The sequence below is a fragment of the Nocardioides sp. BGA-UO-ETr-FS32 genome (assembly GCF_059567905.1).
Genome location: NZ_JCAQOX010000011.1, coordinates 47,956 through 68,600 on the forward strand (window position 1 = coordinate 47,956; position 20,645 = coordinate 68,600).

The following is a 20,645-nucleotide window of genomic DNA, read 5'->3' on the forward strand; positions in this document are numbered from 1 at the left end:
CTGCCGGCTATGAGGGCGCTCCCCCGGACGACCTTGTGACCGAGTACGTCGGCCTGGTCGGCGCCGCCGGCCGCCCCGGGCTTCCCCGTCATCGCCTGGCAGTCCACCTGACCGCGCAGTCCCCCGGGTGGGCCGCGCCCTCCCTGGAGGTCTTCGAAGATGCCTGGCGTCAGCAGCAACAGTCCCGCGCGGAGGCTTCCTCCGCTGCTCGCGACACCGCCACCCGCGACGCCGAGAGGGCCGAGCCGCGCTCGTTAGCCGCAGCCGCGAGAGCGACTGAGAGAGGCGTCGAGAGCTAGTCGGCCTGCTCGTCGACCAGGTGGCGGCGCATCGCAGAGAGCCGAACCTGCGGGTGAGGGTGGGTCGCGAACCAGCGGCGCTCGAGCTGCGCCCACGCTCGGCCGAGACGACCGGCCGGCCGGGGCTTGGCGACGTTGTCCTCGTAGAACCGCATCAGCTCGGCGGCGGCCTCGAGGTCGCGCGTCAGGTCGACGGCGAACAGGTCAGCGGCGATCTCCTCGCGCCGGTCGAAGGCGACCTGGAGAGCGAGGAAGGCAACCGCGGAGCTCATCGTGGCCACCAGGGCAGGGCCGGCCAGCTGGGGCACAGCCACCAGGGCGGCGACGGTGAGCCCAGCGCCAGCCAGCATCAGAGCCAGGTAGCCAACCAGCCAGCCGTAGCGCGCCGCGGCCGAGGACCGCTCGCGCCGGATGACATGGGCGAGCTCGTGCGCGGCCAGACTCTGCGCCGCGGCCCAGCTGAGGCCGGTGAGCGCGGCCTGCGCGAACACCACGGTGGCCGGCCGCCCGGCCCGGAAGCGGGTCACAGCCAGGCCACCATCGCCCGCGGTGCCCGCGTCGTCTCCGGGGGGCGTGCCGAGGTAGGCGACCACGTCCGTCACCGGCGGCGCGACGTTCGCCAGGGCGGCGGCGGCCGCCATCGCCGCGGCGGCCCGCCATTGCAGCGCGTCGTTGACGGGCTCAGCGTGACGGCGTGTGCGCCAGTTGGCGAACACGGACGTGAGCGCTTTCGCCAGCGCCGCGATCACCAAGAAGGCGCCGCCGAGGTAGGCGATCGCCACGGTGAGGAGTAGTGCCGAGTCCAACAGGATCAGCCCCGTTCTATACGTGGCGGTGGCGGCGGCCGCGACGAGGGGCGCTCAAAATCGCTCTCTGACAACCGAGCGGGCCGAGAGTGCCCTCAAGACGTGGTTCAGCGTGTCTCAGCGGCGTTCTGAGGGCGATTTGAGCCTGTCGCACCCACTTCATCGCGATGTGGTGGGCGCGAGCTCCACGTCCGTGGTCAACGACGTCGATGGGATTGCGCGGTCCTCCGCTGCGCGGCCGCGGGCGGCTGTCGCAGGCTCCTCGATGTCCTCACGCGCCTCCGCCACCTGAACCTGCTCCTGTGCGCTCGGCACGCCGTAGCGGCGTTCGGCCATCGCCTCAACCTGCGCGACGGCGTTCCACACGTACTCGCCGGAGCCTTGGGAGTAGCAGGCGTTCACGTGCTCGCGCGCGTGACCGAGTTCCTTCTTGCTCGAGCGCGGGTGCTCGCCGAGCGCCTTGAGTGCGCGCTGGGCACGCTGGATCGCCTCGGAGCGCTCCTTCACGTGCATCGTTGCCTGTGTCATTCCCTCGGTCCCTTCTCGGTGCGGGTGCGCGGCTGCGCGCCGTCCAGCTCGTCGTCTTGGATTTCGCCCGTGTCGAGGTCGACGAGGCCCAGCCGCGGCGGGCCGGCCGGCGCCGGCGGCTGTTCGTGTGCTCGCCTGTTGACGGGCAGCGCGTCGATGTCGTGGGCGAAGGTGTTCTCGCGGCGCAGGCGGCTGGCGTCGGCCAGGTGCTCGTTGTGCCGCGGCTTGGCCGGCCAGCTCTTGTGCTCGTCCTCGCAGTGGGCGCGCAGCCGATTGCGCATGCGGTCGGTGAAGGCGGGCAGGCAGTAGCGGTGCCATTCCTCGAGCGCGTCGCTGGTCAGCGCCAGACCGGCTCGCCGGCGCTGGTCGGCCAGGACGGCGATCTCGTGGACCAGGTGCGGGTGCAGGGGCCAGCAGCTGGGGATGAGGCCCGAGACGTCCCAGGTGTACTCGCGGTTGAGCCACATCACGACGTCGTCGAGCCACTCCCACAGGTCGTGCCGCAGCTCGGGGTCCAGGCAGGACGCCGGCTCCCAGGGCCGCGGCAACAGCCCGTGGTTGCCCAGCGCCTTCTTCTGCTCCTCGGTGCCGTTGATGGCGATGTGGAGCTCGCGGTAGGCGAGCCGGACATGGTCCCCGGGGACGGGGAACGGGAAGACCATCAGTGTGGGTGTCGCCCGACGGGTCTGCTGCTCGGTGGTCACAGTTCACTCCTTGCGTGGTCGTTCTCGTCGTCGACGAAGCCGAGTCGGCGGGCCTCGACGAGCGCGGCACTCGCTCGGGCCTCGGGGGTGATGACCATGCGCCGGTCGCTGGTGAGGCGCTCTCGCAGCGCCCGCTGGTTGGCCAGCAGGCGCTCGCCGGCCTTGCCTTCGACGCAGCGGTGCAGCTTGGCGATGATCGGCTTGCCGTTCTCGGCGATCACCAGGGCTCGCCGCTCGGGCAGCTGGCGGACCTCCTCGGGCCGCATGATCGCGATGTCGTCGCCCTCGTATCCACCGCCACTGCCACGGTGAGTCCGTCGGCCGATCCGGACCTGGCCGAGGAGGTCGGAGATCTCCTGGTTGAAGGCGACGTCCTTGGAGCCGCCGAACATGACCAGGGTGTTGGTGAGGCCGAGCAGCGCGCGAGCCTCGTGCTCGCCGAAGATGCTGGTCAGCTGGGGGCGGGTCTGGGCGGCCCAGATGAACGAGAGCCCCAGGGCGCGCTCGTTGGCCATCCGGGTGCGCAGCGTCGGCAGCGGCGCGGTCGACGGGAGCTCATCGAGCACCGAGGCCAGGGGCGGGCACAGCCGCCCGCCCCACGGGGAGCTGTTGGCCAGCAGCAGGCCGGTGTCCAAGACGTGCTCGGCCACCGCCGTCATCAGCGGGCTGGCCGATGCGTAGGGGTCTTCGCGGCCCAGCAGGTAGATGGTGCCGCGGCGGCGGATCACGTCGGCCAGGTCGGTGGCGGGGTGTCCGGGGCTGGGCACGCAGCGGCGGCGGATGTCGGCCTGGAAGAACAGCGACACCGCCTGCTGCACCGTGGTGATCGTGTTGCCGGCGGTGCGATCGTCACCGTTGAGCGCCCCGTGCAGCAGGCCGTGCCAGAACGGCTCGGCGTGCGGGTGGCGGCGCAGGATCTCCATCGGCTGGCTGGCCGCGGTGGGGTTCGCGACCCACTGCAGGACGTCCTCGAGCGTCTTGCCGGTCAGGGCCGCGGCGTGGAAGTAGCCCTGCAGCACCTTCGCGGACTCGGCGGCGTAGAAGCGCGCAGCATCGTCGCCGGTGCCGCCGGTGATCGCACCCTTGACGGTGCCGGCCGTGAAGGCCTTCGCTCGCCGCTCGGCGACTTTGGGGTCCACGCACCCGACGATCGGGTCCCAGATCAGTTCGTCGACGACGCCCTCGGCCAGGCCGAACGGGTCGAGGACCACGCACGGCCGGTCGTCGCGGGAGCGTTCGGTGAGGCTGAGCAGCAGGTCCTCGACCTTCGTCAGGGTGACCAGGGCAGCGCCCGGGGCACTGAGCAGCGCCGGGGTGAGCAGGTCGAGGGTCTTGCCGGAGCCCTGCGGTCCGATCACCCCGGCGGTGCGGTCCCAAGGCACCCACAGCTCGCCGCCACGCGGCTCGTGCGCGTCCCCGATGCGCCAGCCCACGTCCCATGGGTTGAACCTCAGTTTCATCGCTCCTCCTTCGTTCGGCGGCCGTTCAGGAGCCACGGGCTGAGCCCGTGGCCGAGCTGCGGCCCGGTCCGTTCGGTGAGGTCACCGGCGGTGCGCTGAACGGGTGCCGCCGTGGGGGTGGCGTGCTTGCCGTAGAGGTCGGGGCGGACGATGCCGGCGACCTTGCGTAGCCGAGTGACACCCAGGATCTTCTCGGCCTCTGCGGCGGTGGCCATGCCGCGCATGCGTCCCGGGCCCCACCGCTGGTAGGCCCAGACGCCGACCCAGATGGTGGCGGTCAGCAGCGCGACCTCGGTCATCGCGAGGCTGACCCACACCAGGCCGCGGCCAGCCAGGCCGTCCGGTGTTGGTGTGGGCAGGCCGGCGTCGGCGTGCCCGCCGACCACGCCGGGAAGGCTGGTCCAGAAGGCGGTGCCGATGGGTGAGGGGAACGCGCCGGCGTTGGCGTCGGGCCAGGTCCAGCCGGCGCCGGCGAACAGGTTAGCGACGGAGCGGCCGAGCTGGATGCCGATGACGATGACGAACAGGGTCGCCAGGGCCACGGCTACAGGGATCTCCCAGGTCCAGGGGTAGGGGTCGCGTCGTCGCTCTCGCTGCATTGGATTCCACCTCGCGGTCGAAGTTCTGGCTGGTCACCTATGTGTCGGGAGGGCCCGGCAGCGATCACACAGACCGACTCGGCTTCGAGGCGTTTTCAGCCAGCCAGGTCGAGGGGTCGACGTTGTCGGGTCCGTAGATGGAGCCGTTCTCGAGGTGGACCTCGAAGTGGAGGTGGCACCCGGAGCCGTTGCCTTCCTTGCCGACCTGGCCGATCGGCTCGCCGGCAGCGACGGTCTGGCCGCGGCTGACGGTGACGCTCTGCATGTGCGCGTACCAGGTGGTCAGAGAGCCGGCGCCGGTGGTGACCTTGACCAGCTGCGGGCCGGCCCAGCCCTGGCTGGTGTCGATCTCGATGGTGCCGGCGTGGGCGGCGTAGACGGTCGTGCCGCACGGGGCGGAGAAGTCGGTTCCGGTGTGCCAGTTGATCCAGTAGGGGCCGGTGTCGTGCCAATTCTTCCGGTCCGTTCCGATGTACTGCGCGGGAACCGGGTAGACCACCTCGTCGCAGGATGCGCCCTCGAGGCCGACCGGGGAGACCTGGACGTTGGGGAGCACGTTGATGTGCGGGTGGTCGAGGTGATTCTGGGTAGCCGAGCCTCTATCCTCCATCGGCCGCCAGCCCTCGTCGGCTCGCGCGACCGACCAGATGCGCTGGTACCAGATGATGTAGTCGATCCCGAGCTCGCGGGCGTGGGCCTGGGCGTACGCCACGAGCGCGTCCCCCTGGGCCTTGCCGGCGGGAGTCAGCGGGACCATGAAGTCGGCCGCCAGGCCGGCCGGGTGACCGTGGGGGTCGGTGGCGCTCTCGCGGTAGCCGCCCACGGTCTTGATGTCGAACATCGGGCCGAGGATGTTGACCAACTGCGTCAGCTGCGGCTTGACCGGGCCGAGGTTGTAGTTGGTCTCGGTCGCGACCGCGCAGCCCGCGCTGCTGCCGGCGGTGGTGGCGGTCACCAGCGGGTGGTCGGCGATCTTGTCGGCCTGGGTGCTGTTGTCAACCTCGGCGCTGGCCCAGGTGAGGTTGGCGCCGTAGACGTGGTCGATCGGCGCGTCCTGCTTGGGCTTCTCGCAGGGCTCGGCCGATCCGCCGAAGGCGTTGCTCAGTTCAGGGGTCAGCGCGCAGTGTGAGGAGTTCTGGCCGTCCTTGCCGTCGTTGAAGTCGCCCAGGATCACCGCCGGGGTTCCGGTGCCGGCGAGCTCCGTCATGGTGGCCAGCTGGCGTCGCAGCGCCTCCTTGCGGTGCCCGGCGGCGTTCCCTTGCGTGTTGGCGGGGTTGTGGATGCTCCAGACCCAGATGACCTGCCCGGCGTTGACGCTGTCGGCCGCACCCGTCAGCTGGACGACCGGCATCCCGACCTCCTTGCCGTTGAAGTACGGGATCTGGACGAGGCGTGAGTCGGTCATCTCCCAGCTGCCGCGGTCCCAGATCACCTTGTTCTGGGTGTTTCCGGTGGCCGGGTACATGCCCCACTTGGCCGAGTAGCGGTCAGCCAGGGCCTTGGCCTGGGGGCCGTGGACCTCCTGGAGGCCGGCGATGGTGACGCCGGCGTTCTCGATCGCGCTGAGTGCCCCGGGCAGCCGCTTGTCCCAGGTGGCGTACCCGGCTTTCTCGTTGCCGCCGCCCGCCTCGTTGTCGGTGTGGCCGGCGCCCAGGATGTTCAAGGTCCCGACGGTGATCGGGTTGACGGTGTCCTCGCAGTTGCTCGCGTTCGAGACCGCGCCGTCGACGTCTGGCAGGTCGGGTAGGTCGCCGCCGAGGAGGTCGGTGACGTCGCCGGCGACGTCCTCCCACTGGGCGTAGGCGTCGGGGAAGCCGGAGCGCTGCACGGCCTGGGCCGCATGCGTGAGCGGCATGTCCTGCCAGCCGGGGATGTCGAGCAGGCCGGGGTTGCCGGTGTGCTGGGCCTTGCCGAAGAAGGCACGCGCGGCGAGCACTGGGTTGGTGACCTCAGCACGGCTCCCCCAGCCGGTCGAGGGACGCTGCTGGAACAGGCCGCCGGAGTCGCGGTCGCCGCCGGTGAGGTTGACCAGCTTGGACTCCTGGATCGCAGTGGCGATCGCGATCTGCAGCCCGTATCGGGGAACCTGGAGGTCGCGGGCGACCTGGGCGATGGTGATCGCGTTGCGGGCCTGCTCGGTGGTCAGGGTCGGGTAGCTGGAGGCGAACCGCAGTCGCATCAGCTGGGCGAGCACGTCGCCGGACGGGGGCTCGGCCGACGTCCTTGTGGTGTGGGCGGCGTTCACCACACCTTCGCTGGTGGCCGCGGTCGTGGGAGCGCTCTCGGGGCCGGCTCCGTTCATTGCGATGCGGGCGGCGATCCAGTGGTGGTCGGAGACCATGGTCCCGTCCCAGCCCTGCTCGAGGCGGACGCCTTGGTGCTGGGGGAAGAAGATGAAGTCGACCGAGTGGTTGTGCCAGCCGTAGCCGACGGCCTTCATCTTGGCGGCCGCCGTCCACGGGAGGTCGGTGTAGGAGGCGTGGGTGTTCATGTCGCCGCCGATGAGTACCGGGCCGTGTGTGACCAGGGAGTTGCGCAGCTGCAGCAGGATGTCCATGCCGGCGCCGTACTGCTGGGGCCGGGTCAGCGGCGGGTTCCCGTGCTGGCGGGGGTACTTGTGCGGGTTGGTCATGTGGTGGGTGGAGATCACCGACAACACGGCGCCGTCGGCGCGTTCGAGGATCACCCAGGTGGCGAACCGGTCCCAGGTGACCGGGCGGCCCTTGTAGTAGGTGTTGTCGTCGACGGCGAGGGTGACCCGGCCACCGTTGGCCTTGGACCAGGTGTCGCGCTTCCAGAGCACGACGTTGCCCATCGAGTTGTTGTCGCCGGTGTGGTCGGTGACCCGGAACGCCCCATAGCCGGGGGCGGCGGCCTCGATCTGCGCCAAGCTCCAGCCGCTGGCCTCGTTGAGGCTCACGAAGTCGGGGTTGGTCGACAGCACCCGGGGCATGGAGGCGCGGAAGCCGTCGAGGCCGGAGCGGCGCGGGATGTTGGCGTGCGCCATGGTGATGTTGCCCTTGACCGGGCCGCCCACGGGGCCGTCGATGACACCGAGGTCGCCGAGCTCGGTGGGTGCGGTCTCGCTGGTCTGGGTGCGGCACTCGGCGGCCGCGGTCGTGGACATGACCACCATCAGGGTCACGACGAACGGCAGGGCCATGAAGACGATCAGGACCGGCAGTCCGGCGAGGAGTAGCTTCTTCACGACAGGTCAGTTCCGAGCGCCTCAGCCGGCGGCCTCGATGGCCTGGTTGGTGTAGTAGAGCTTCTTCTCCAGCGGGTGAAGCACCGTCTGGACCTTGTAGGTGGCGTCTCCGACGCACCACAGCGCGCGGCCCTTGTCCTGCATCGCCCAGCCGGAGACGAGGTCCTGGGCGATCGGGCCGAAGCCGAGCATCGAGTCGAGCTCGCGCGCGACCCGCGGCTTCTGGCCGCCGAGGATCTTGATGTCGGCCAGCTCGAGGAGGTCCTTGGCGATCATCGCGGCCTGGGAGTCGGCGTCGCCTACAGAGAGCAGGTCGGAGGGCTTGTGGAGGTTGGCGAACTGGATGTCGCCGCCCTTGCCGGCCATGCCGCGCGAGAGCCGCAGGTCGGCGTCGAAGCTCATCACCGCGGAGACGCCGAGGCGCATCTGCTTCCAGACCTCGTCGCGCACGACGATGCGCAGGTCGCCGGGCTCGGCGATCTCGCGCAGTCCGCGGCCCCAGGAGTTCATGCACAGCAGCGCGATGCCCACCGCCTCGTCGCCGAGTCCATCGAGTCGGGAGAGGCTGAACGACTGGATCGGGGCGCGCCAGTCGACCTCGATGTTGGTGAAGTCGTCGAAGAGGCCGGCGAGGGTGCCGGTGACCAGCTCGCCGAGCGCGTTGCGCAGCAGCCGGGTCTGGTCGAGGAACTGGCGGGTGTTCCCGTATTCACACGCCCGGACGAGCTCCTCGGTGGGGTTGCGCAGCAGGTCCCACAGCCGCGGGATGGTGGTCTCAATCAGGACAGTGTTGCCGGCGGCGTAGCCGGTGAGGATCGCCAAGGCGTTGCGGACGACGTCGCTCTCGTCGGGTCCGAACGGCACTCGGCGCTGGTCGTCGAGCTTCATGCTGCCGACGAGGCCGCGGATCAGGACCAGCCAGCGCTTGAAGATGATCGTCGTGCGCCGTTGGGCTTCCTCGGCCGAGAGCTTCTCCCAGTCGTGGCCGAGCGGGCCCATGGCCAGCGGGTTGATTCGTGCCCAGAAGCCGGGGGCGATGACGAACGGCTCGACGCCGAGCGCGCGGCACAGTGACTCGTACTCGTCCTTGGGGTCACCCAGGACCAAGGTGCGGTAGCCGAAGGGCATCATCCGGGTGCAGAACGCCTTGGTGGTGCCGGACTTGCCGGTGCCCGGCTTGGCGAACTGGAAGATGTTCGGGTTGGTCGCCGACACGTCGTCGCGCAGCACCCAGCCGAAGGGGTCGCAGTAGAACGAGCCGCCGGAGAGCTGGTCGACGCCCATCTGCGCCCCGGTCGGCGGCAGGGCCGGCGCGGACACGAACGGCCAGAACACCGGTGCCTGGTCACTCGTCATCCGCCAGGCCTGCGCCGGGGCGGTGGCGGGCGCCCAGCCGCGGCCGCGGCGGGCTGCACCGCGGCGCGGGGCGTACTTGAAGATCCGGGGCTCCTTGGCCTCAGGGGCGAGCGGGGGGATCGTGGGCAGGTCGTGGCCGAAGTCGGACAACAAGGCCGCCATGTCCCTGCCTCGATCGGCGCCGCCGCGGTTCCGGCGGGTCGTGGTGGGCATCAGGCGTCTCCGCTCCGGGTCAGGCTCATCCCGACGGGGATGGTCGAGGCGGCGAAACCGACGTCCTGGGCCAGGTCGAGCCGCAGGGGCGCAAACCCGGCGCGGCGGATCGAGGCGTCCAGGCGACGGCCGAACTCGGTGATCCGCAGCGTCTTGGGAACCGTGACCGTGCACACGGCGTAAGGCCGGACCAGCGCGTTGCCGTGGGCCAGCTTGGCGTCCAGGCCGCGGGCCTTGTGGGCCTCCTCGCGCTGCTTGGCACGGGTCTTGCGGCCGAGCCTCTCGTTCATTCCCTCAGCCAGGTCTGCGGCCCACTCGGCGTTGCCGGACTGCCGGTCGGCCTTGGACTGGGACACGATCGGGAAGGCGACGACGAACGAGCGTCGCTCACCGGACTCGCTCGGGGCGAGGATCGGCGCCAGGGCGCCCATCGCCACGCCGCGGGTCGGGAGCTTGATGCTGGCGCTGATCGAGTTCCACGCGTCGTGGCTGTAGTGCCGCACCGTCGCGTCGGCTCCCGAGGGCCCGGCCAGCGCCCACGGAACGTCGGCGTTCACGCCTCCGTCCTTCTCTCGCATGGCAAGGGCCTCGACGATGCCGGCGCGATCGCCTGGGGCGAATCCGGTCCGGGACGCCAGGGCGAGCTCCGGCGAGGTGAGCCAGCGGACCGACGTCATCCCCATCGGGCCCCGCAGCTGGGCCTCGATCTCGGCCATGAGCAGGTAGAGCTCGCGGCAGCGGCCCTCGAATCCACCGCCGGACTCCTTGGCCGACCGGGCGATCCGGGTCTCCGGGACGACGATTGTCACGAACTGCTCGGTGCGCACCGACGCCTGCGTGAGGCCCACTGCGAGGTCGCTGTTGACGATCTCGGACAGCTGGGGGGCGTTGTCGCGGCGGTGCTTGTTGACCCACAGGTCGCGCTCGGCGCCGTCCTCGGGGACGGTGCGGACCATGAACAGGATCTCGTCGATCTTCTCGGTGCGGCCGGCGACGTCGAGCAGCCCGGCCAGCGCCTCGCCGTAGCGACTGCGCTCCTCTGTGTCCTTCATGCCGATGCCGGGGTGGACGATCGAGGCGGTGACTGCCCAGGTCTTCGTGGCGTCATCGTGGATCACTCCGACCCGCTGCAGCTGGGAGCCGTGCGGCGGGCCGTCGTGGATCTTGATGCCCTGCAGCACCCCGGGGAGGTCGGGGGCGTCGAGGTCCTCGGCGCGGCCCTCGGTGGCCTTGGCACGGAACGAGGTCCAGCCGAGCAGCCCGCCGACGGCGTACATCGTCGAGGCGAACACCCAGCCAGTGGCCGAGCGGCCCCGGACCGGGATGACGGTGATGGCCAGCAGGAACAGCCAGACCAGGGCGAACAGGAACGCGGAGAACCACACTCCGCGGCTGATCGCCCAGAACGCCGGCAGGCTGGCCAGCGCCAGGAACATCAGCTGGCCTCCGGAGAGGCCGAAGAACCAGCCGATGCGGTCGCGCTGGTAGTCGGCGTAGATGGTCATCGTCGACTTCCTTCCGGGTCACTGCATGTCGATCGGGGCTGGGGGCAGGTGGAGCGGCGCATCGGCTACACCGCCACCGGGGGGATCGCGCCGCCAGCTGCACCGGCTCCGCCGGCACCTCCGGCCGCTCCCCCGCCGCCTGCGGCCGGGGTCTTGGGCGCTGCTCCGGCACCACCGCCGCCCTGTCCGCCAGAGCCGCCGCCCTGCCCGCCCGAGCCGCCACCCGAGCCACCGCCGGGTCCGCCGCCGGTGGGCAGCGTCGGCGGGGTGGGCGGGGCAGGCGGGGCAAGCGGGGTCGGCAACGGCGAGTCGTCGTCCCCGCTGTTCTGGGAGCCGGGGTGGGTGCCGCTGCTCTGGTCGCCCGACTGGCCACCGGACTGGCGGCCGCCCATGTTGCTGAAGTCGGGTCCGTAGGTGCTCTGCCCGACGCCGGCCTGGTTGGACTCGTCCGACATCAGGGACGTGGCCTTAGCTCCGGCGCTGCTGACGATCCCGAGCCCGGCAGCGAACGCCTGTCCGGCCGGGCCGAAGCTGCCGAGGACGCCCTGGGTGGACTTGTTGAACCGGTCGCCGGTCGAGGCCTCGGCGCTCTGCTCACCCGACGAGCGACCGTTGCCGTCGGTGGTCGACGCGGCCGACGAGCCGCCGCCGGCACCGCCGCCGCTCAGCAGCCCCTGGAGGCCGCCCTGGATGGCCATGCCCTGACGGAACGACGCGCCGCTGGGCGTGCCGGGGTCGACGAAGGCCAGAAGCTTGAACAGCGCCAGCGGCGCGACGACGCTGATCAGGATCGTCATGACCGCCGGCAGGGCCGTGCCGAACGCCTTAGCGGTGCCGTCGGCGAGGTGGGCGGCGACGCCGTTGGCGAACTGCACGCCGATGCCCAGCACCATCACCATGAGCACCGGGGTGAACGCCGCGGCGTGGAACCAGCGCAGCGACTTCCAGAACCAGGAGCGAGTGAAGTCGGAGACCAACCCGGCCGCGGAGAGCGGGCCGGTGGCGACCAGGACCAGCAGCGCGGCCGCCCTTGCGAGGTAGACCAGGACGTGTCCGATCGCGGCGATCCACAAGAAGATCCCGAGGAAGGCCAGCGCGGTGGCAACGCCGGCCTCGGTGATGTCGTCGACGCCGAGGCCGCCCAGGGGATCCCAGTCGGGCCAGGTCTGTACCTTGAGCAGCGACTTCATCAGCGCCTTGGTGATGGCGCCGCAGGCCGCGACGATCATGACGCAGTAGCCGAACCAGCAGGCGCAGACCAGGACGAACTGGGCCGCGCCGATGAACGCCCGCGCGAGGCCCTTGCCCTCTCGTTTGAAGGCCGCGGCACCGAGCTGGATCATCGCCAAGATGACCACCAGGGCGAGCGCGAGCCACAGGGCGAAGGCGTAGACGTCCTTCCCGGGTCCGTCGTCGCTCAGGTCGGGGGTCAAGAACAGCTCGCTGAACGTGAGCACGATGCGCAGCACGAACAGGCCGGAGCTCCAGACCGCGAGCATGGCCGCGGTCCAGGCATCGGCCGCCGCCTTGGCGATAACGTCGCCGATGTTCTCGAACGGGTTGGGGATGTCACCTAGGCCGGGAATGCCGGCGCCGAAGAGGTCCCCCACGTTCGGGAGTCCGGGGATGCCGGGTACCCCCGGGACGCCAGGGAGTCCGATCCCCGGGAGCCCGGCGTCGCAGATCGCGTCGAGCAGCCCACACCCGCCGACTCCCGGCACCACTCCCCCGACTCCCTTGGCGCAGTCGGTGAGGCTGGGGTTTTCGAGGCACTCCTGGACGTCCTCGATCTCGTCCTTGACGCCGCCGGCCGCGTCCTTGCCGCAGTCGACCGGGTCCTCCGCGCACTCGAGGGCGTCGCCGCCGAGGTCGCACAGTTCGTCGGGACCAAGGCAGCCCATCTTGAGGGTGCGGGCCGGCAGCTGGCTGGTGGTCTCGACAGTGATGACCTGCGCTGTGCTGGCCGCCGTGCTGGTCTCTGGCTCGGCCGCGGCGGCGGGCGGCTGAAGAGCCGTGGCGGCTTCGAGAAGCGTAGTGAGGAGCAGGACCGCCAGAGCGCCGATGCCCAGCCTGGTCACCCGGTGGAAGAGGTCGGCGGTGCTCACTGGCGTGCTCCGTTGATCGGGATCCAGCCGGCCTGCTCGTACTCCGGGGTGCCAGGCGCGACCGCCTTGGGCTGTCCGGTGGAGACCAGGTACTCGACGTCTGCAGTGCTGCCCTGGACCAGGCGCCAGTCGCCCACGCCGTCGACCTCGAGCCACCGCATGAGCTGGGTGCCGGCGTAGAGGCCGTCGCTGACCTTGCCGTTGGCGGTGGTGAGGGTGACGTAGCTGAGCAGGTTCACCGCGTAGTAGCCGGTGTCAAGCTCCTCGAGGGTGTAGGCGATCGGCGTCACGGCGTACGACGCCGGTGGGGGGACGTCCCCCTCCTTCGGGACGCCGGCCTGCTGGCGGCGCAGCGCGACAGCGTCGCGGGCGCGCTGCTCGAAGACGGCCTTGTCCTCGGGGTTGGCGTACAGGCCAGCGACGGCGGCGGCCTGGTCGTAGTCGAACCCGACCTGCGCCTTGGCGACCTCGACCTGCAGCGCGACCGCGCCCAGGTCGGTCTGGGGGAACCGGGTCGGGTAGCCGTCGACCTGGTCGGCGCCGGTCGGGATCACGACGCCGTCTGCGGGTGCGTTCTCCGGGGCAACCTGGTCGCCCGAGACGTTCTGCCCCTGCCGCCCAGTCTCGCTCGAGGAGTCCCCGGTGGCCTTGTCGGTGCCGGTGTTGTCATCGGTCCGGCCGCGCGCTCCGAGCCAGACGGCGGTCGCCACGAGGGCGGCGATCGCCACCAGGACTCCCACGCGCAGCAGGGTCGTGCGGGACTCCCCCATCGAGTCGTTGATCCGGTTGCTCATCTCAGTGCTCCCCTTCCGTGTCGCCGGGGTGGGCGGGTTCGGTGGTGTGGTCGGTGGACCAGGTGCGCCAGCCGGCCTCGTGCGCCAGCTGGGTGCCGGGCCAGGTCGCCGGTGCGGGTGCAGGCGGGGCGCCGGGGGCGACCATCCAGCGGCCGCCGACCCACTGCATGCGCTCGCAGTGCGCGAAGGCGATCTGGCCTTCGGACTTGTAGGTGGCGCTGACCTTCATCAGCACGCAGACCGTCGCCCAGTCGGGGCCGTCGGTTCCCTTGACCAGCGCGGCGGCCGGCTCCAGGGACACCGAGGCGCTGGGGTCCTTGACCTCGCCCATCCCGGTGCTGGAGAGGAACGCGCGGACGCTGGCGGTGATCCACCAGTCCTCGGCGCGGACCCCGCCGGGCAGGGCCCAGGTGTTGTAGACCTCCTCGGCGGTGCTCCTGCTCATCGACTGCAGCACCGCGAGGTCGATCTGGGCGAGCTGGCCGATCGCGCCCTCCGGGGTGTGTGGGAACCCGGTCATCACGAACGCGGGTCCGTTGACTCCGGTCCCGGTCGGGATCTTGATCTCCGGCGCCTTGGCGCTGGTGGTCTCGGCCGGGAACGCGGCGCTCTCGGGGACGGTCAGCATCGGCTCGGCCGCGATCTCATCGCGGTGCGCGGCACCGCGGGCCACTGTCGAGCGCTCGGTCTCGCCGGTGGCGACGCCGGTGTTCGCGCTGGCCTCGTCACCGATGCCGGTGACCGCCAGGTAGATCGCGTACGCGAGGCCGCCGAGCAGGAGCGCAGCCACGGCGACGGCGGCGGCCAGGATGCCGAGCAGCCGGCGCCGGCTCCACTCGCTGGTGCCTTCTGCCTTCTTCGTGGCTGCGCGCCGCATCAGATGCAGCCCTTGCCGAGGATTCCGTTGAGCATGCCGGGCAGCACCAGGTAGGCGATCGCGCACGCGAACACGACCACCACCGAGATCACGCCGACCTTGGAGGCGTGCGGCAGGGAGAACACTCGGCCGGCGATGATCGCGCCGATGGCGATGATGATGCCGAGACCGAACAAGACGATGACGCCCCACAGCACGTAGCTGGTGATCTCGTTGGTGGGGCCGACAGCACCCGGGGGCGCCTTCGGGCAGACAGCCATCACGGTGGTTGCGGTTGCGGTCATGACGTCCATGGGTGGACTTCCTTTCTGGGTTGCTGACCCCGGGCGGGTCAGGCGCTTTCGCTGGTGTCGGTGGGCAGATGTGCGGGCTCGAGCAGCTGACGTGCTGCCGAGACCAGGGGGGCCGGGACGGGTCGGGAGTCCAGGCCCTTGACCGCGAGCTCGCGGTCCTCGGTGATCTCCACGCACCGGTCCGCGTCCAGGGCGCGGCGGACGGCAGGGCCGCCGGCGTGCTCGAGGCCGCGCGGCCACTTCTTGCGGCGGGGCCCGCGGACGGCGAGCGCGATCTGCTCGGGCTGCCAGTAGCCGGCCAGCAGGTCCATGGCAACTCCGGCGCGACGCATCCCGGGGACGGTGGCGGTGGTGACCAGGACGATCTGGTCGGCGGCGCGGACGGCTTCGGCCAGCCAGCAGTCGGTGGCCAGCAGCTGGCCGGCCTCCCAGCCGATGTCGAGAATGGTCAGCTGGGTCTCGTTCTGTGCCTCGGTGGGCAGCGGGACCTCGTCGACGCCGGCGAGGACCTCGCTGGCGCGCTCGAGCAGGACGTGGTCGCGCTTGCCCTGACGCCAGTCGGTCGGGTGCAGCCCGAGCTCGGCGGTGCTCGCCGCGGCGAGTCCGGAGGCGGTGACCGAGCAGCACTCGATGACTCGGACCGGGGCGGCTGCCGCCAGGCCGGTGGCCAGGGCGACGGTGCTCGCGCCGGCTGAGCCTGCGGACCCGAGAACGGCGATGGTGTGCTCGCCGTCGGCCGGTGACCAGTTGTCCTCGGCGGCGGTGCCGCGGCCGCGGGGACTCTTGCCAGCGCCGGGACCGGTGCGGAACTCGCCGGCGTTCAGTGCGTGCCACGCGCGCTTGAGCTCGTCGACGCCGACCGGGCGGCTCGTGGTCTGGGTGCTCACTGGGCCTCCCCGAGAGTGCCGCGGCGGAACTCGAGCGCGGTGCGGACCTCGGCCGGGGTCAGGGTCGCCAGCTGCGCCTTCGCGGCCTGGACTTCGTGCAGCTGGGCGACGCAGCCGGTCAGCTGCTCGATCGCCTCGATCTCGCGCCCGGCGATCGCGAACAGCTCGGCGATCTGCTCCGGCGTCCGGGCCTCGCCGTCGTCCTGGGTGTTTGTCATGGGCTTCACCACCTCCAGTCGCCTCTGTGTCGCGGGGTGGCGCGGGCGATCACTTCCGGGCCTATTCGTCATGGCCGAACTTCCTCGGGGCGGCCGCGGCGAGAGCACGCATGGAGCGAGAGCCGTGGCGACGAACGGTTGCCTCCGAGACCCCGATGCGGGGGGCGACCCGGCTGGACACCTCGTTGCTGAGCAGGCCGCCGTAGCCGCGCGCCAGCCTGCGGGTCTCCACCCGGTCGGCCTCCTCGACCAGGCACAGCAGCAGGTACCGGTCCGCGGGGCTGATGACCTTGTGGTCGCAGGCCCACGCGAGCAGCTCCAGGAGCTCCTCGGTGGCCGACGGCTCCTCCTGCTCGGGTCCGGCGTCGGCGAGGATCTCGGGGCGGTGGAACAGCGCGCCGGCGACCCGCTCGGTCGGCATCTCGGCCGAGTAACCGGCACCGCCGTCGGCGCTCGTCAGGTTGCCGGTCGAGAAGGACTCGACGAGGGTGGTGTTGGCCCAGGTGCGGTCGGCCCGGGAGACGTAGAAGAAGTCGCCGACCTCGCGGAGGACACCGACCCGGGTGTTGATCAGGATGTTGGCAGCGACCTTGCGGGTCCGGCGCCACTTGAACGTGCGGACCTCGATCCACAGCTGGGAGGCCACCAGCTCGTCGACCCGCTCGACTGCTGACCAGGTGCCGGCCGTGACCGGCTGGCTGTCGCGGAAGACCTCGCGCGGCGGGAGGGTGCTCAGCCAGCCCGCGAGCCGGCAGGCGCCGGGCAGCAGGCACTTGGCGAGAGCGGCCGCGGCCGCGATGTCGTCGCCGCCGTCGGGGGCCGCCAACATGGCCAGCGCCAGGAGGACCTGGTCGGAGGTTTCGTGGTCCACCGCCGGCAGCCAGGAGCGGAGGTCGTCGAAGTTGTCGACCACACCGAGCCGCGGATCGGCGGCCACCCAGGCCGGCCACTTCTGGCGGGCCTGGTCGAGCAGTTCGCTGTTGTCGTCGAGGCCAAGCTGGTCGCCCACACTCATCGCGCTCGCTCCTTTCGGCCGTGGCTGAGCACGGCAGAAAAGATCGCCAGCGGGCGTCCCCGCATCCGTCCCCCAAACCCCTCATTTCGAGGGGGGACGCCTGCTCGACGGGGATACGGTCCTAACGTTTGCGCAGGTCAGAGCGGGGGGACGCCCCCGTCCCCCCGAAAACTGAAGTAGTTCCCGGCCGACCCTTGCTCGGCCTTCTTGTCGAGATGCTGCGAAGACTGAAACTCGACGGCGTTGTTGGACACCTCGCGTTACGTCAGCCTCAATCGCGCATCTGCGCAGTCACCGAGCCGCGTCGACTCCCAGGATGCGCCATTGCGCAGGTGCTGGAGGAGCGTCATCCCGTCGCTGCCCCAGGCGAATATCCCGCAGAGGGATCGGCCTGCGGGACGGAATGCACCCGAGCGTCGACCGCAGGGCGGCCGCGCTTGACAGTCATAGGCGGCGGTTTGACGCACCCTGATCGGGGCTGGACGATGCGACTCGATCCCAGGTTCGTCACTGCCACCGCGTACGACTCCGGGCGGATCCACTCGACTGCGTCACCCGGCAGTGCGGGCAGCCCGGAGTGCGTGCACTAGTTCTGAACGTAGGGTCCAGCACGTGCCGTACCACTACGACCCGGACGACTATCACCCGATCTACAACGAGATCGGGCGGCTAGTTTTCTATATGCCGCATCTAGACACGGCCCTCTTATGCCTCATGGCCGACGCATACCCAAAGAAGGGTTGGATCGAACTGTCGTTGCTGCGGTCGAGCCAACTCATTGATCTGTGGGAGGACGCCATTCCGCGCTTCCCGCACGAAGATCAGCACCTACTACAGATGCACGTCGACCGCGCGAGGGAACTTTACGAGCTGCGCAACATCATCGTGCACGGTCGGTGGTGGCCGGTGAGCGCTGACAATCAAGGCCAATACGTAGTCGAACGAGTCCTTACGAAGACGCAGGCACGCAAGGAGACGGGTCGCGCTGACCACGTAGACGCCGACTACCCAGCGCAGTGGATGCCGATGAACCTGGCCACGGTAGCGATGACACTCCGCTTTGCTAAGCAGGTCCGGGAGTACCTGCTCAAGCACGTGGATCGGTGGGAGGCGCACTTCGGCGGTCCGGGGAGCCGGGAGGCAAAGGCGCCGTGAGTACTGACTCGGCCGTGTGCTGGACCACATGGACTCATGCACACGGGTGCGGTCATCTCGGCATGAGCAGGCGTCGCCGACAGTCCATGTGGACACCGACATGCGGTTTGACGCATCCTCAAAGGACTGGGCGCGGAAAGACCTCGAAGGTCCTGTCGCGGTTAGGCCGCGAATCTGCTGAGTGGATGCGGCAGCAGCAGGTCGGGTGCGACGACGGTGGGGAGCGCGTCGAGCCACTCAGCGAGCTCGGCGGGGCGACGAGGCACGAACGTCTTGAACGTGCGTAGCTCCTTCGAGTTCAGCAGCGCAGCTCTGACTTCCTTGTCGGGGAAGACCGCTTCGCAGTACGGGTATGCGACGGAGACTGCGTCGATGTCGCTGATGTGGTTGGTAGTCCACTCGTGGTGTCGGTTCCGATGGAACCGCGTCTTCACGCTGATCGCCACTTGAGAGTGGGGCATTGCCCCGATGAGGTCTCGCATCTGGTCGTCGGTCGGCTCGAAGGGTCTACCTGCCTTCGCCCGGTCGTGGCGAATTCTGTTCAGCATGTCGAGCCACTCATGTGCGAGTTCGCGGCCACTGACTACGTCTCTGAGACGGCCGCGCCTCCACTTCGCGTCCTCGTCCAAAAGTCGCTTTCCTTCGAGTTCCCACGCTAACCGGCTCCGCTGGCCCGCTAGAGCACGTTCCGGCTGGTACTGCGGGTGTCGACGCAGCTCACTGCGCTCCTCGTCGGACGGCCCCCGGAGCATCGCGCGTTCCATGTCGTAGTTCAGCTTGGCCATAAGTGCGTCGTACTCCGCGTCTGCCATGCCAGCCTTCACCTGAGCGGAACTATCGCGGCCGTTCTCATCGACGAACTTCATTCCGCCGACCATCCCGAACGCATGACCGTGGGTCGGGCGGATCAGCGGGTAGTTCTCGGAGTTGTTGTCCTCTCTCAAGATCTTCGCGATGCCAGCTTCGAACTCGAGCTCGGCCAGCGTGGTCCGACCCATGAGGTACTGGTAATCGGAGAGCGCCTCGAGGACATCAGCAAGTCGGCCGCGCTGCTTGGGGTCGGTGATCTTGGCCATCTCCCACATGTGCTCGGAGCCAAGCGGGAAAATCGCCCGCTTCTCCGCCTTGGCGCGGATAGCTGCTACGTACAGATCTCTATAACCGGCCTCGACGTCCTTGTCGCCACGCAACGCGCGGGCCATGCGCACGATCGCGAAGAGATCTAGATAGACGAGCGGTACACGCGGGCGCATCACATTTGGCCAAGTCAGCTCAGTGGCCATGGGAATGCGCAGTCCGTCCGACACGACACCTCCTGTTGTCTGACTCCAGTGTGCGCTCGACCACCGACACTCGCCGCCAGGTTGACGCCCCGACCAGGTCAACGTGTGTCGCCATCGACCCTCTGTCGAGAACCCCAGCAGGCGATGCCGTCAGAGAGCTATGGAGCGCTGCTTCGACGATTTTGAGTCGCGGCCGCATCACCTTTCCCGCATCACCTTTCCCCAGGCGAGGCCTGTGGACATGAGTGCGTGAAGCTGGAAGGTCACCTTCGACTCCTTGCTGCGGCCGGGTTCCTAATGGTGCCTACGGGTACCGCCAGTTGGTCGCGTCCGGTTGGGTATTCATCTGACCGGGTTGTTCTCGGTGTGAGTTGCGGGTGCGGCTGCTGCCGATGTCGATACTCTCGCTCTCACAGTTCGATGGTGGCGGATAGAGGTGTTGGGATGGCTTCGGATGTGAAGGAGCTCGTTGCGTTCCTTGCATCTCCGAGCGACCTGGAGGAGGAGCGAGTAGCGCTCGCAGCAATGCAGGCTGAGTTGAACGCCATCTTTGAGGTCAACGCTCTGCGTATCCGGATCGTGGGGTGGGAGCAGGTTCCGCCTGACCTGGGGCGCCCGCAGGGCCAGATCAACCCGATGGTTGAGTCGTGCGACATCTTCATCGGGATGCTGAAGCGGCGGTGGGGCAGCCCGTCCGGGGAGGCGGACTCCGGGTTCCTCGAGGAGTTCGAACTCGCACGAGACCGACGAGGAGGTGCTGACTCGCCGGTCATCGCCCTGTTCTTCGCGAACCTTGAGCAGCACGAGTACGAGGACCCTGGTGAGGGCATCAAGCGGGTGCTCGCGTTCAAGAAGAAGGTCCAGTCCGAGTTCACTCTGCTGTACAAGACGTTCAGTTCGACCGAAGACCTCTGTGCCCAGGTGAAGTCCATCCTGGTGCGCGAGATGGTGAAGTTCTCGAAAGCGTTGAACGAACCAGATGTGGCTCAGGGCAGCAGCGGCATCGTTGTGGAGCAACCACCGCCAACGATTCCTGAAGGTGGGGCCGTCCTCGAAGGGCCACGGAAACAGATCGCGGACACGCTCGACTACTTCCTCTCCATCGCCCAAGGAGGTGAAGTCCGGGGCACACCTGATCGAGACCGGCTCGCGTTGATCGGGATGGTTATGGCGGTCGATGACCAGATCCTCCCGACCCACATGGCGAACCGTCTTTACCGGCTCTTCACAATCCAGGGTGTAGTCGGGGTCTGAAGCCGCCAGACTCGAGCAGAGATCTCGCGATGTAGTTGGTGAGGTTGCGGAACCCGAGCGCTGAGCCGCGGAGGTGTTCGAGCCTG

The 20,645-nt window shown here is 69.5% G+C and carries 18 protein-coding genes; 2 read left to right on the top strand and 16 right to left on the bottom strand.

Annotation, left to right across the window (positions count from 1 at the left end; translation table 11 throughout):
- Nucleotides 1-295: 295 nt before the first annotated feature.
- From AC57BS_RS04650 to AC57BS_RS04720, 15 genes are all read right to left on the bottom strand, one after another.
- Nucleotides 296-1,105, bottom strand: coding sequence for a M48 family metalloprotease (locus AC57BS_RS04650; RefSeq protein ID WP_496410293.1), 810 nt, complete (start codon nucleotides 1,103-1,105; stop codon nucleotides 296-298).
- Between the two features lie 159 nt (nucleotides 1,106-1,264).
- Complete coding sequence (locus tag AC57BS_RS04655; RefSeq protein WP_496410294.1) at nucleotides 1,265-1,612, bottom strand: hypothetical protein; 348 nt, start codon at nucleotides 1,610-1,612, stop codon at nucleotides 1,265-1,267.
- Nucleotides 1,613-1,629: 17 nt separating this feature from the next.
- Complete coding sequence (locus AC57BS_RS04660) at nucleotides 1,630-2,337, bottom strand: hypothetical protein (protein WP_496410295.1); 708 nt, start codon at nucleotides 2,335-2,337, stop codon at nucleotides 1,630-1,632.
- Entirely contained in the window at nucleotides 2,334-3,797 is a 1,464-nt protein-coding gene (locus tag AC57BS_RS04665; RefSeq protein WP_496410296.1) for a type IV secretory system conjugative DNA transfer family protein, read from the bottom strand. Before AC57BS_RS04665 ends, AC57BS_RS04660 begins: the two co-directional genes overlap by 4 nt.
- The gene (locus AC57BS_RS04670; RefSeq protein ID WP_496410297.1) at nucleotides 3,794-4,396 is read right to left on the bottom strand and encodes a hypothetical protein; all 603 of its coding nucleotides are present in this window, start codon (nucleotides 4,394-4,396) and stop codon (nucleotides 3,794-3,796) included. Before AC57BS_RS04670 ends, AC57BS_RS04665 begins: the two co-directional genes overlap by 4 nt.
- 64 nt (nucleotides 4,397-4,460) lie before the next feature.
- Nucleotides 4,461-7,604 (bottom strand): VldE C-terminal domain-containing protein, encoded by a 3,144-nt coding sequence (locus tag AC57BS_RS04675; RefSeq protein WP_496410298.1) that lies wholly within the window; start codon nucleotides 7,602-7,604, stop codon nucleotides 4,461-4,463.
- A gap of 21 nt (nucleotides 7,605-7,625) precedes the next feature.
- Entirely contained in the window at nucleotides 7,626-9,173 is a 1,548-nt protein-coding gene (locus AC57BS_RS04680; protein ID WP_496410299.1) for a putative type IV secretion/conjugal transfer ATPase, read from the bottom strand.
- Nucleotides 9,173-10,678, bottom strand: a complete 1,506-nt coding sequence (locus tag AC57BS_RS04685) for an SCO6880 family protein (RefSeq protein ID WP_496410300.1) — start codon at nucleotides 10,676-10,678, stop codon at nucleotides 9,173-9,175. Before AC57BS_RS04685 ends, AC57BS_RS04680 begins: the two co-directional genes overlap by 1 nt.
- 65 nt (nucleotides 10,679-10,743) lie before the next feature.
- The gene (locus AC57BS_RS04690) at nucleotides 10,744-12,783 is read right to left on the bottom strand and encodes a type IV secretion system protein (protein ID WP_496410301.1); all 2,040 of its coding nucleotides are present in this window, start codon (nucleotides 12,781-12,783) and stop codon (nucleotides 10,744-10,746) included.
- A complete protein-coding gene (locus AC57BS_RS04695; RefSeq protein WP_496410302.1) occupies nucleotides 12,780-13,577 on the bottom strand; it encodes a hypothetical protein in 798 nt (265 codons plus the stop codon). The genes AC57BS_RS04690 and AC57BS_RS04695 overlap by 4 nt, the downstream gene beginning before the upstream one ends.
- Nucleotide 13,578: 1 nt before the next feature.
- Entirely contained in the window at nucleotides 13,579-14,454 is an 876-nt protein-coding gene (locus AC57BS_RS04700; protein ID WP_496410303.1) for a hypothetical protein, read from the bottom strand.
- Nucleotides 14,454-14,747, bottom strand: coding sequence for a hypothetical protein (locus AC57BS_RS04705; RefSeq protein WP_109691870.1), 294 nt, complete (start codon nucleotides 14,745-14,747; stop codon nucleotides 14,454-14,456). The genes AC57BS_RS04700 and AC57BS_RS04705 overlap by 1 nt, the downstream gene beginning before the upstream one ends.
- 38 nt (nucleotides 14,748-14,785) lie before the next feature.
- Entirely contained in the window at nucleotides 14,786-15,634 is an 849-nt protein-coding gene (locus AC57BS_RS04710; RefSeq protein ID WP_496410304.1) for a hypothetical protein, read from the bottom strand.
- A complete protein-coding gene (locus tag AC57BS_RS04715) occupies nucleotides 15,631-15,852 on the bottom strand; it encodes a hypothetical protein (protein WP_496410305.1) in 222 nt (73 codons plus the stop codon). Before AC57BS_RS04715 ends, AC57BS_RS04710 begins: the two co-directional genes overlap by 4 nt.
- Nucleotides 15,853-15,913: 61 nt before the next feature.
- Nucleotides 15,914-16,867, bottom strand: coding sequence for a hypothetical protein (locus AC57BS_RS04720; protein WP_496410306.1), 954 nt, complete (start codon nucleotides 16,865-16,867; stop codon nucleotides 15,914-15,916).
- A 612-nt stretch (nucleotides 16,868-17,479) separates the two neighbouring features.
- Here AC57BS_RS04720 and AC57BS_RS04725 point away from each other — a divergent pair.
- A complete protein-coding gene (locus AC57BS_RS04725) occupies nucleotides 17,480-18,022 on the top strand; it encodes a hypothetical protein (protein WP_496410307.1) in 543 nt (180 codons plus the stop codon).
- Between the two features lie 161 nt (nucleotides 18,023-18,183).
- Here AC57BS_RS04725 and AC57BS_RS04730 read toward each other — a convergent pair whose 3' ends face one another.
- Nucleotides 18,184-19,329, bottom strand: coding sequence for a hypothetical protein (locus AC57BS_RS04730; RefSeq protein ID WP_496410308.1), 1,146 nt, complete (start codon nucleotides 19,327-19,329; stop codon nucleotides 18,184-18,186).
- 432 nt (nucleotides 19,330-19,761) lie between these two features.
- Between AC57BS_RS04730 and AC57BS_RS04735 the strand changes: the two genes are divergently transcribed.
- On the top strand, nucleotides 19,762-20,559 hold the full coding sequence (locus AC57BS_RS04735) for a DUF4062 domain-containing protein (RefSeq protein ID WP_496410309.1): 798 nt from the start codon (nucleotides 19,762-19,764) through the stop codon (nucleotides 20,557-20,559).
- Nucleotides 20,560-20,645: the final 86 nt, after the last annotated feature.

Coding starts and splice junctions, on each gene's coding strand:
- AC57BS_RS04665 (WP_496410296.1), bottom strand. CDS start 3,797: ATGAAACTGAGGTTCAACCCATGGGACGTGGGCTGGCGCATCGGGGAC.
- AC57BS_RS04670 (WP_496410297.1), bottom strand. CDS start 4,396: ATGCAGCGAGAGCGACGACGCGACCCCTACCCCTGGACCTGGGAGATC.
- AC57BS_RS04680 (WP_496410299.1), bottom strand. CDS start 9,173: ATGCCCACCACGACCCGCCGGAACCGCGGCGGCGCCGATCGAGGCAGG.
- AC57BS_RS04685 (WP_496410300.1), bottom strand. CDS start 10,678: ATGACCATCTACGCCGACTACCAGCGCGACCGCATCGGCTGGTTCTTC.
- AC57BS_RS04695 (WP_496410302.1), bottom strand. CDS start 13,577: ATGAGCAACCGGATCAACGACTCGATGGGGGAGTCCCGCACGACCCTG.
- AC57BS_RS04700 (WP_496410303.1), bottom strand. CDS start 14,454: ATGCGGCGCGCAGCCACGAAGAAGGCAGAAGGCACCAGCGAGTGGAGC.
- AC57BS_RS04705 (WP_109691870.1), bottom strand. CDS start 14,747: ATGGACGTCATGACCGCAACCGCAACCACCGTGATGGCTGTCTGCCCG.
- AC57BS_RS04715 (WP_496410305.1), bottom strand. CDS start 15,852: ATGACAAACACCCAGGACGACGGCGAGGCCCGGACGCCGGAGCAGATC.
- AC57BS_RS04720 (WP_496410306.1), bottom strand. CDS start 16,867: ATGAGTGTGGGCGACCAGCTTGGCCTCGACGACAACAGCGAACTGCTC.